Source organism: Protofrankia sp. Cr1, from assembly GCF_963555865.1.
In the GTDB taxonomy this organism is placed as follows: Bacteria; Actinomycetota; Actinomycetes; order Frankiales; family Frankiaceae; genus Protofrankia.
On sequence record NZ_CAUVXO010000084.1, the window covers coordinates 5151 to 14976 of the forward strand.

Genomic DNA, 9826 nt, shown 5'->3' on the forward strand with positions numbered 1-9826 from the left:
CCGGTAGGCCGGTAGGCCCTAGGTCATTGTCTCGCGGCCCACCGGCCACGGCACCACCCCGCCGGTCAGTCCTGCTGATCCGTGTGCCACACGGCCCGCGGCGCTGGTTCAGGCCCGGGCGGCGGCGAGCGCGTTCGCGCGCTTCTCCTCGTACTTCCTGGCGAGACCATCGACAGCCTCGAGGTACTGCGCGACGTTTGTGCGGGCCTGTTCGGCCTGGGCGTCGAGGCCGTCGAGGTCGAAGAACTTCCAGTGCCGCAGGAGTGGCGTGACGACCTCGTCGTGGTGGATGCGAAGGTCGTAGATCCCGGCCCGGGCGATCTGCTTGGCTTTGCGATCGAAGTCGTCGATACCCGTCCCGGGCATCTGGAACGTCACGATCTCCTCGGCGATGGCCCGGACCGTCGCGGACCGGGCGATCTCCAGCGCGGCGGTGATCAGGTTCCGGTAGAAGATCATGTGGAGGTTCTCGTCCGCGGCCACCCGGGCGAGCAACTTCTCCGCGGTGGGGTCCTGGGTGAACCGGCCCGTGTTGCGGTGGCTGATCCGCGTCGCGAGTTCCTGGAAGGAGACGTAGGCGATGGCGCGCAGCGGTGTCTTCTCGTCGCCGTCGAACCCGTGCTGCATCTGGATCATGCGGCCCCGCTCAAGGGCCACCGGGTCAACACCACGGGTCACCATCAGATAGTCCCGCATCGCGATGGCGTGGCGTCCCTCCTCCGCCGTCCAGCGGTGCACCCAGGTACCCCAGGCGCCGTCCCGCCCGAAGGTCGTCGCGATCACACGGTGGTAGCTGGGCAGGTTGTCCTCCGTGAGCAGCCCGACCTCGAAGGCGACCTGGGCGACGTCTGACAGCCTGGACTGGTCCGGCTCCCAGGCCAGGGTGTCGAAGTCGCGGCCCTGGCTCCACGGGACGTACTCGTGCGGCATCCATTCGGCGGCCAGGCCCAGGTGGCGGTCGAGGTTGGCCGCGGCAACGGGCTCAAGCTCACGCAGAAGGTCAATGTCTGTGAACGAGGTCATGGGCATACCCTCGCAGGCCAACTGGATGGCGGGCTAGGCCGGGCAGGTGGGATTCGGAGTCGCAGGACTGTTCCCCGAGAACAGTTCCGGGGCGCGATCGCGTCAGGACGACGCCGCGGCCACCTCTGCCGGGCCGAGCGCGCGCCGGGCGTGGTCAACCAGTGCGGCCGCGCCGGCATGCCCGGCCTGCTCGATCTCCTGGCAGAGACGGGCGATGTCGCGGCGGGTCATCCCGGAGTCGATGGTTGCCGCGTGGGTGATGGCCTCGTGCCCGAGGGCGATGGCCCGATCGGCGCCGCCTGTGCGGACATGGGCGACACCCAGTCTGGTCAGGAACTCGACCCGGTTCCGCGGGAACTCGTCGTCGAGGCCGTCGAGGTCGTCGAGCGCTGCCTGGAAGTGGGGTATCGCCCGGTCCGGGTCGCCGCCGGACAGCAGAGCCTCGCCGGCGGCGAACGAGATGTCCTTGCGGCCGGCCCAGTACATGTAGGGGGGGTTCCGTTCCGGGCGGACCTCGTTGATCAGCGAGTAGGCGAGCGTGGTCGCGGCGGCGGCCTCCACACGGTGACCCGTGCGGCTGTGGGCGACGGCCAGGTCAGCCGCGATCACGGCCCGTTCGATGGCGCTCAACACACTGCGGGCGCCGGCCTGGGCCGACTGGAGCAGGGTGACCGCGTCGGCCGGCTGCCCGTACCACGTTGCCTGTTCCGCCATGCAGCGCAGGACGTTGGCACCCAGGGCGGGCGCACCCGCCTCGTGGGCGGCCCGCAGCGCCACCAGCCAGCATCGCTGTGCGGCGCCGTACTGCCCGACGTCGTACATGGCCCATCCGGCCAGTCGTGCCAGCTCGGCGGCCACCGCGTACAGCCGGGCCTGATGGATGTCGTTGTGGATGCCGGTGCGCAGCAGCCGGACGGTGATGCGGAGCTCGGTGATGGACAGCGCGTGCACGTCGGTGCCGCCGAGGATGTCGCTCATCCGCCGCAGCGCGTCGACGCGCTCTTCAAAGCCACGCACCAGGGGATCATCGACAAGCTGACCGACCGTGGCGACCCGACGCTGGCATGTCCGTGCCATGAGCCAACGCTCGGCGGCCGAGCCCAGGGACGGTCCCGACACCGGGAGAAAGCGGGGCGGCCGCTTGTCACGGGTCATCTCCGCAAGCCCTCGGGCCAGACCGTCGCCCGTCCACAGCAGGTCGATGTCGGTGTTCGCGGGCATGAGCTGTTCGGCGGATGGCGGTGCGGTCGCGTCGTGGAGTTGCCGGAGTCTGTGCGGATCCCATCCTGGGTGCGCGTGCATTGTCACGGCGGGTTTCTCCCGTCTCCGGGCGGAGCTACTGTTGATCGTAGCCGTGCGAAAACAGCGCCCGTTTACGTCGGTTGCTGTTCCCCTCGTATTATCCCGTGGCTTGCCCTCGTCAGAAGCCGGCTTCGGATGGTACAGCGTCCCTTCCGGATCTTCACCGGCCGATATGCGGGAGACCGGCCCAAGGGGGCGTACTCGGCAATGCGGCGATCCGTATAATACGGCGCCTGTTGAGGTCGCTCACCCTCGTGCGTAACCGGGCCGTGACAAACCTGCTGGTCGGCGCCGAGGCATCTGTATATAGACACACCTCCAGAAGAGGCAGACTCCGCAACGGGAGGCACGGCGGGCCGGTCCGGTGTTCCGCGAACATGGGGTCTCGCTACCTGGAGAACCTACCACTCATGCCGCGCATGCCTAGTGGTCATGCCCTGGGTCACCGGTCGGCGTCAGCGGATATGGTGACAGGTTACCGGTGTGTTTACCAGCCAGAAATATGTTGGCCGGCATATGTTTGTTGACTGCCGTGTTGTCACACGGACTATTTCTACGGCCATTCTGATAATTCCCAGAACGGTATTTTCGGTGCAGTGCGGGGGTCTGCCACAGCCCCGGGCGCAGCTCTTGACCTCGGTAGACAACGCGGAGCAATCGTCGCATTTCTCGCCGTCATCGGACGACGGCGCGGGCTGTACAGCGCCGCGGCGACATTTTCGCTGTCATTTTCCAGACCGCTGGCGAGCGTCGCCGGCGGGTATTTTGTCGGACCTGGCGCTACCCGCTACCCGCGGCCCGCTACCCGCTACCCGCGGCCCAGGGCCGGCTCGGGCGCGGCGGGCCGGAGCCGGCCGCTGCCGCGCACGTCCGGGGCGCCCAGTCGGGCCGCGTCGGCGGTCTGATCGTCGGCCTGCCGCTGGGACTCGCGTTCGGCCGCCACCCGGGTCCGGTAGTGCTCGATCTCCGCGGCGGCGGTCGCGTGATCCCAGCCCAGCTCGGGTCCGACCAGCTCGGCGACGTGCGCTGCGGCCTCCAGGCCCCGGTCCCAGGCTTCGATCGAGATCCGGGTCCGGCGGGTCAGTACGTCGTCAAGGTGCAGGGCACCCTCGTGGGACGCGGCGTACACGGCCTCCGCCGCAAGGTAGGTGCTGGCCCCGCGCAGCGGCGCTCCAAGTGCGGGGCGCTCCTCGATGAGGGCGAGGATCTCGCGGGCGAGGCTGCCGTAGCGTCCCAGCAGATGCTCGACCCGGGCCACGTGCAGCCCGCTGCGGTTGGCGAGTGTCTCCCGGGCGTTCCACAGCGCCTGGTAGCCCTCGGCACCCAGAAGCGGGATCCGCTCGGTGCACGAGGCTGGCACGTACCGGTTCATGCCATGGACGGCCGAGTCGACCGCGTCGCGGGCCATCACCCGGTAGGTCGTGTACTTCCCGCCGGCCACCATGGTCAGGCCCGACACCGGCGAGACGACCGCGTGTTCCCGGGACAGCCGCGAGGTGTCCTCGGACTCGCCGGACAGCAGCGGCCGCAGCCCGGCGTAGACCCCGGTGATGTCCTCGTTGGTCAGCGGTGTGCGCAGCACCCGGTTGACGTGTTCCAGTACGTAGTCGATGTCCGCGCTGCTGGCTGCCGGGTGGGCGAGGTCGAGGTTCCAGTCCGTGTCGGTCGTTCCGATGATCCAGTGCGAGCCCCAGGGGATCACGAACAGCACGCTGGTCCGGGTACGCAGGATCAGCCCGGTGGTGGAGTGGATCCGGTCGCGGGGCACGACCAGGTGGATGCCCTTGGACACCCGGACGGAGAGCTGACCGCGACCGCCGGCCATGGCCTGGATGTCGTCGGTCCACACCCCCGCCGCGTTGATGGTCTGGCGGGCCCGGACGTCGATCTGCCCGCCGTTCTCGAGGTCGTCGACACGGACGCCGCTGACCCGGTCGCCCTCCCGCAGCAGTCCCGTCACCCGGGCGCTGGTGGCGATCAGGGCGCCGTAGTGGGCCGCGGTGCGGGCGACGAACATGGTGTGGCGGGCATCGTCGACCTGGGCGTCCCAGTACTGGATCGCCCCCACCATGGAGTCCGGTCGCAGGGACGGTGCGGCGCGCAGCGCGGCCTGCCTGCTCAGATGGCGGTGGTGCGGCACGTTGCGGCGACCGCCGCCGAGGGTGTCGTAGAGCAGCATTCCGCTGCCGACGTAGGCGCGTTCCCACATCCGATGCGTGATCGGGTATATGAACGGGACCGGGCGCACCAGGTGCGGGCACAGGGTGTCCAGCAGGAGCGCCCGTTCCCGCAGCGCCTCGGCGACCAACGCCACGTTGCGCTGCTCGAGGTAACGGAGCCCACCGTGGATGAGCTTGCTCGACCGGCTGGATGTGCCGGCCGCGAGGTCTCGTGCCTCGAGCAGGGCCACCGACAGGCCGCGGGTGGCCGCGTCGAGCGCGACCCCCGCACCGGTGACGCCGCCGCCGATGACGACGACGTCGACGACGTCGGTCGCCATCTGGCGCAGGGCTTCGTCCCGGGTGGTGGGGTTGAGCCGTGCCGGAACGATCATCGTGTTCCCCGTTTCCGGAGCGCGGATGCAAGGTGGGGCGCGGACACACGTCACATCGTGCCCGCTGCAAATAAACTCCGCATGCCGCGTTGCCCACAGCCCGCCTGCAGGAGCCGCCTGATGGACCTCACGTTCACGCCCGAGGAGGAACAGTTCCGCGCGGAGCTGCGTGGTTGGCTGGCGGACAACGTCCCGCCGCGGTGGCGGTCCCGGTCGTTCTGGTCGGCCATGCCCGAGGCAGCGGCGTTTGAGCTGCGCAGGGACTGGGAGCGCCGCAAATACGACGCAGGCTTCGCCGGTATCTCCTGGCCGCGGGAGTACGGCGGGCGCGGCGGGACTCCCGGCATGCAGGCGATCTACGACGAGGAGACGCAGCGTGCCGGGGCGCCACACACGGTCAACGCCCTCGGTCTGGCCTTCCTCGCCCCCACCGTCATGGCGATCGGTACCGACGAGCAGAAGCGCGACATCATCGGCCCGATGCTGCGCAACGAGGTGATCTGGTGCCAGGGTTTCTCCGAGCCGGGTGCGGGTTCGGACCTCGCGGCGTTGCGCACCGGCGGCGTGCTCGACGGTGACGAGTTCGTCGTCAACGGCCAGAAGGTCTGGACGACCAATGCCGTGTACGCGGACAAGATCTTCGCGTTGGTCCGCACGGAACCCGGCTCCCAGCGGCACAGCGGCATCTCCATGCTGCTCATCGACATGCGGTCCGACGGGGTGCAGGCCCGGCCGTTGCGTCAGATCAGCGGCGCGAGCGAGTTCGGCGAGGTGTTCTTCACCGATGCCAGGGTGAAGGTCGGTGACTGTCTCGGCGGGGTCGGCAACGGCTGGTCAACGGCGATGCTGTTGCTGTCGTTCGAACGTGGGGCCTCCGGCATCGTCCAGTACACCGCCATGCGCCGGCAGTTCGACGAGATCGTGGCCACCGCGGCCACCTTCGGCCGCACCGGCGACCCGATCCTGCGCCAGCAGCTCGCCAGCCGGATGGTCGAGCTCGAGTGCCTGCGCTACCGCTCCATGCACGTGCTCACCCAGGTCGAACGGGGCGAGGACCTCGGGGCCGGGTCATCTGTGACCAAACTGCAGTGGTCGCACACGCACCAGGACCTGTGGGAGACCTTCGACGACCTGCTCGGTCCGGAGGCGACGCTCGCCCGGCCGCGCCCCGACACCGACCTGCGCGCCATGCAGCAGGAGGCCATGTGGTCGCGTTCGGTGACGATCTGGGGCGGTTCGTCGCAGGTGCAGCGCAATATCGTCGCCGAGCGGGTCCTCGGGCTTCCTCGATGACTAGTGGTGGGCCTCCGGCGGCGCGGACGGGCAATGATCGCGCCGCCTTCGGCCATGCCTGCTGATTTCCGTGGGCCTCCGGCGGCGCGGACGGGCAATGATCGCGCCGCCTTCGGCCATGCCTGCTGATTTCCGTGGGCCTCCGGCGGCGCGGACGGGCAATGATCGCGCCGCCTTCGGCCATGCTCGTTGACTCCCTCGAGCCTCCGATAGGACCAGCCATGTACTTCGCGCTCACCGACGAGCAGTGCGCCCTGGGTGAAGCCGTCCGCGACTACCTCGCGGACCAGTTCGATCGCAGCGCCGTCCGTGCCGTGTTCGAGGACCCGGGCGGCACCGGTATTCCCGCGCAGCTGTGGAAGGCCATGGGCGAGCAGGGCTGGCTCGCCGTGTGCGTCCCCGAGGAGTACGACGGCCTGGGGCTCGGCCTGGTGGACGCCCAGGTGGTTGCCCGCGCCTTCGGTGCGGGCGTCGTACCCGGGCCGTGGCTGCCGACGGTGCTCGCGGGCGAGGCGCTTGGGCTGGCGGGATCGGATGCGCAGAAGGCGGCCCTGCTGCCCGCCGTCGCCTCGGGTGCGCTGGTGGCCACGGTGGCGCTGCGGGGGCCCACCGGTCGCTACGACCCCAGCGGCGTGCGGGTCGGCGCTGACGAGGGGGGCCGGTTGACCGGGTCTGCGCTGCCCGTCGACTACGCCGAAGCGGCGGAGATCATCGTGGTGGCGGCCCTGGAACCCGGCGGCGGGGTCGGGCTGTACCTGGTCGAACCGGGTCTGCCGGGGGTCCAGGTGACCGGCCTGGAAAGCTATGACGGCTCGGTGCGCACGGCTTCGGTGGTTCTCGACGGCGTACCCGGGCAGCGCCTTCCCGGCTCGTCCACGGGCGTGTTCGTCGAACTTCTCGATCGGGGCGCGGTGCTCACGGCGGGGGACCTCGTCGGCCTTGCCAGGGAGGCGTTGACGCGCACCGTCGCCTACGCCTGCGACCGGGTGCAGTTCGGCCGGGCGGTCGGTTCCTTCCAGGCGCTCAAGCACCACCTCGCAGACCTGCACGTCGCCGTGACCATGTCGGAGCATGCGGTCCTGTATGCGGCGCACGCGCTGGATGCCGGGCTCGCCGACCGCCGGCTCGCGGTCGCCGTGGCCAAGAGCAAGGCCTCGCAGACCGCCCGGGACGTGACCGCCGCGATGATCCAGTATCACGGCGGGATCGGCTACACCTGGGAGCACGACGCCCATTTCTTCTACAAGCGGGCTAAGCGCGAGGCCTACAGCTATGGGGATCCGATCGAGCACCGTGACCGGGTCGCGGCCCTCACCATCGACGGGATTTCACCGACAGCGGTCGGTTCCTGACGGTTCCGTGTCACCCGGCCGCTTCGGGGGTCCAGACTGAGGGTTCGTGCATGGCCGTGCTCGTGACGCGCTGGAATCCGTGACCGCCCGAGTGCTGGTGGCCATACGGGTGGCGTCGCTGTGTGTCCTCGTCGCGTACGTCGTCATCTGGAACGGCTGGTATCTCGGGTCGGCCGAGCGACTCGCGGCGGTGGCCGGCGCCGTGCTGTGGGACCTGGTTTTCATCGGTGGCGCCATGCGCGGGCGGATCCCGAACTGGCTGGTGGTCGGGGAGTTCGTCACGGCGGTGGTCCTCGGCGTGGGTGCTCCCAGGTGGCTGCCGCCGCAGTCTCTCGGCGACGGTGGCACCTGGATCTACCGGATGCTGATCGGAGCCGGCGTCGCCGCTGCCTGGCAGGCGCCCGCCGTCCTGTTCCCCGTGGTTGTCGCCGTGCTTGCGGCTGTGCAGTTCAGCAGCGCACCGACGGCGATGCCCCAGGTGGCCGGCTCCACCGGCCTGCTCGTCGCGGTCTGCCTGGTGTTCCGGCTGGCCGTGACCAGGCTGCAGCGCAACGCGGTCGCCGCGGACGCGCGGTTGGCGGCCGGAGCCGAGCGGTTGCGGGCCGAGACGGTCACCGACGCCCGCCGGCGCGACCGGCGGGAACGGGAACGGGTCATCCACGACACGGTGCTCAACACCCTCACCGGCATCGGATGGGGCGGCGGCGCGGACGACGAGCCGACCCGACGCCGGTGCGCGCGCAGCGTCGAGGCGATGGAGGATCTCATCGCCGGACACGACTGGTATGCGCGCGTCGAGCTCACCGAGCGGCTCAGTCGACTCGCCGCGGACGCCCGTGACAACGGACTCGATGTGCAGGTGCGCGTCCACCGGGACGCGGGCGCGGATCCGCCGTCGCTGGTCGTGGCGGCGCTGACGGGCGCCGCCGGGGAGGCGCTGGCCAACGTCGCGCGACATGCCCACACCCGCCGGGCGACGGTTGTCGCCCACTGCCGGAATGATCATTTTGATATCACGGTGAGCGACGAAGGTGTCGGCTTCGATCCCGGCCGGACAGATCCGCAGCGGCTCGGCCTGCGTGCCTCGATCGCCGAACGGGTCGCCGACGTCGGCGGCAGCATTGAGATCGACAGTCGACCCGGGCGTGGAACCACGGTCGTGATGGCCTGGCGGGCGCCTGCCTCCCCGGTCGAGCCGCCCGATGCGGTCGGCTACCTTCGCCGGCACTACGACACCGGCGTGCGGCGGATGGTCGCACTCGCCGTCGCCAGTTGGCAGGGGCTGCTGGCCCTGACAGTGATCGGCTACTGGGACCGGGTGCACCGGCCGGTCGTATCGGTCGCGCTGTGGGTGGCGATCGGCGCAGGTGTCGCCCTCGCAGTCCGGGTGATGTGGCATCGCAGCCTCAACCGGGTGGAGGCCGCCGGCGTGGTCATCCTCGCGTTCACGACCGCCGTCGCCGGTGGGCTCAACACCACCGGCGGGGACACGATCAGGATGATCGACTGGCCGACCACGATGGCGCTGCCGGTACTTCTCGTGCTGGTCGTGGTATCTCGCCCGGCGCGGGAGTGGCTGGTGGCCGTGGCCGCCGCGACCGTGCTGCTCGTCTCGATCGTGCTGCTGGGCGGGGATACCGGACCGATCGTGCTCTCCCGCCTTAGCACGTCCGTGTACGGGTTGTGGTCCCTGCAGGCACTGATCACCGCGTTCGGCCCGGCGTTGCGGAGCACGGCGCAGGCCACCGCCCAGGCCATGCAGGACGAGGCCGAGCTCGCCGGCCGGACGGAAGCGGCCGCGCGGATTCTCGCCGACCGTGATCGTGGCCTGCGTGACATCGACAGCGACACCCTGCCGCTGCTGCGCGCGATCGCCGGCGGCCAGCTCGACCCGCGTGACCCTGCGGTGCGGGAACGGTGCACCCGTCGGGCGTCGGTGCTGCGCCGGACGCTGGCCTCCACGGCTGGTCCGCCCGGGTCACTCGGGGTGCTGGAGCCGGTGGTGGAGGCCGCCGAGTCGCGGGGTATCGACGTCGAGGTGCAGCTTGCCGGTGACCTGCGCCGGTGTCCAGGCGTCCTGCAGGAGGGCATCGTGGTCGCGATCGGCCAGGCGTTGCGTTCGGTTCCGGCCGGGCCGGTGCTGCTGACCGTCCTGTCCTCGCCCGAGTCCGGCAGCGTGTTCGTGTCCTTTCCGGTGGCGGCCGGGACGTTCGTGGATCCGGTTCGGCTGCCACAGTCGTGGCCGGGACCCGTCCTTGAGGTCAGCGCCGACGTCGCGGACGGCAAGGCCTGCCTCGAACCC

At 70.2% G+C, this 9826-nt stretch carries 6 protein-coding genes; 3 read left to right on the plus strand and 3 right to left on the minus strand.

The window, feature by feature from the left end:
- Positions 1 to 108 precede the first annotated feature (108 nt).
- The 3 genes from U9980_RS09785 to U9980_RS09795 all read right to left on the minus strand — a co-directional run bounded on the left by U9980_RS09785 (position 109) and on the right by U9980_RS09795 (position 4879).
- A complete protein-coding gene (locus U9980_RS09785; protein WP_322767638.1) occupies positions 109 to 1023 on the minus strand; it encodes an acyl-ACP desaturase in 915 nt (304 codons plus the stop codon).
- 102 nt (positions 1024 to 1125) lie between these two features.
- Complete coding sequence (locus tag U9980_RS09790) at positions 1126 to 2331, minus strand: XRE family transcriptional regulator (RefSeq protein WP_322767639.1); 1206 nt, start codon at positions 2329 to 2331, stop codon at positions 1126 to 1128.
- Between the two features lie 802 nt (positions 2332 to 3133).
- Positions 3134 to 4879, minus strand: coding sequence for a glycerol-3-phosphate dehydrogenase/oxidase (locus tag U9980_RS09795; protein WP_322767640.1), 1746 nt, complete (start codon positions 4877 to 4879; stop codon positions 3134 to 3136).
- Positions 4880 to 4999: 120 nt separating this feature from the next.
- On the opposite strand from U9980_RS09795, the gene U9980_RS09800 reads away from it, so the two are divergent.
- The 3 genes from U9980_RS09800 to U9980_RS09810 all read left to right on the plus strand — a co-directional run.
- Complete coding sequence (locus tag U9980_RS09800) at positions 5000 to 6172, plus strand: acyl-CoA dehydrogenase family protein (RefSeq protein ID WP_322767641.1); 1173 nt, start codon at positions 5000 to 5002, stop codon at positions 6170 to 6172.
- Positions 6173 to 6393: 221 nt separating this feature from the next.
- The gene (locus tag U9980_RS09805) at positions 6394 to 7524 is read left to right on the plus strand and encodes an acyl-CoA dehydrogenase family protein (RefSeq protein ID WP_322755804.1); all 1131 of its coding nucleotides are present in this window, start codon (positions 6394 to 6396) and stop codon (positions 7522 to 7524) included.
- Positions 7525 to 7570: 46 nt separating this feature from the next.
- Positions 7571 to 9826: sensor histidine kinase (locus tag U9980_RS09810; protein WP_322767642.1), on the plus strand; the 2256-nt coding region annotated here is incomplete at its 3' end.

Bases quoted from the DNA above. Each gene is read 5' to 3' on its own strand.
- U9980_RS09800 (WP_322767641.1), top strand. From the start codon at position 5,000: ATGGACCTCACGTTCACGCCCGAGGAGGAACAGTTCCGCGCGGAGCTG.
- U9980_RS09795 (WP_322767640.1), bottom strand. From the start codon at position 4,879: ATGATCGTTCCGGCACGGCTCAACCCCACCACCCGGGACGAAGCCCTG.
- U9980_RS09805 (WP_322755804.1), top strand. From the start codon at position 6,394: ATGTACTTCGCGCTCACCGACGAGCAGTGCGCCCTGGGTGAAGCCGTC.
- U9980_RS09785 (WP_322767638.1), bottom strand. From the start codon at position 1,023: ATGACCTCGTTCACAGACATTGACCTTCTGCGTGAGCTTGAGCCCGTT.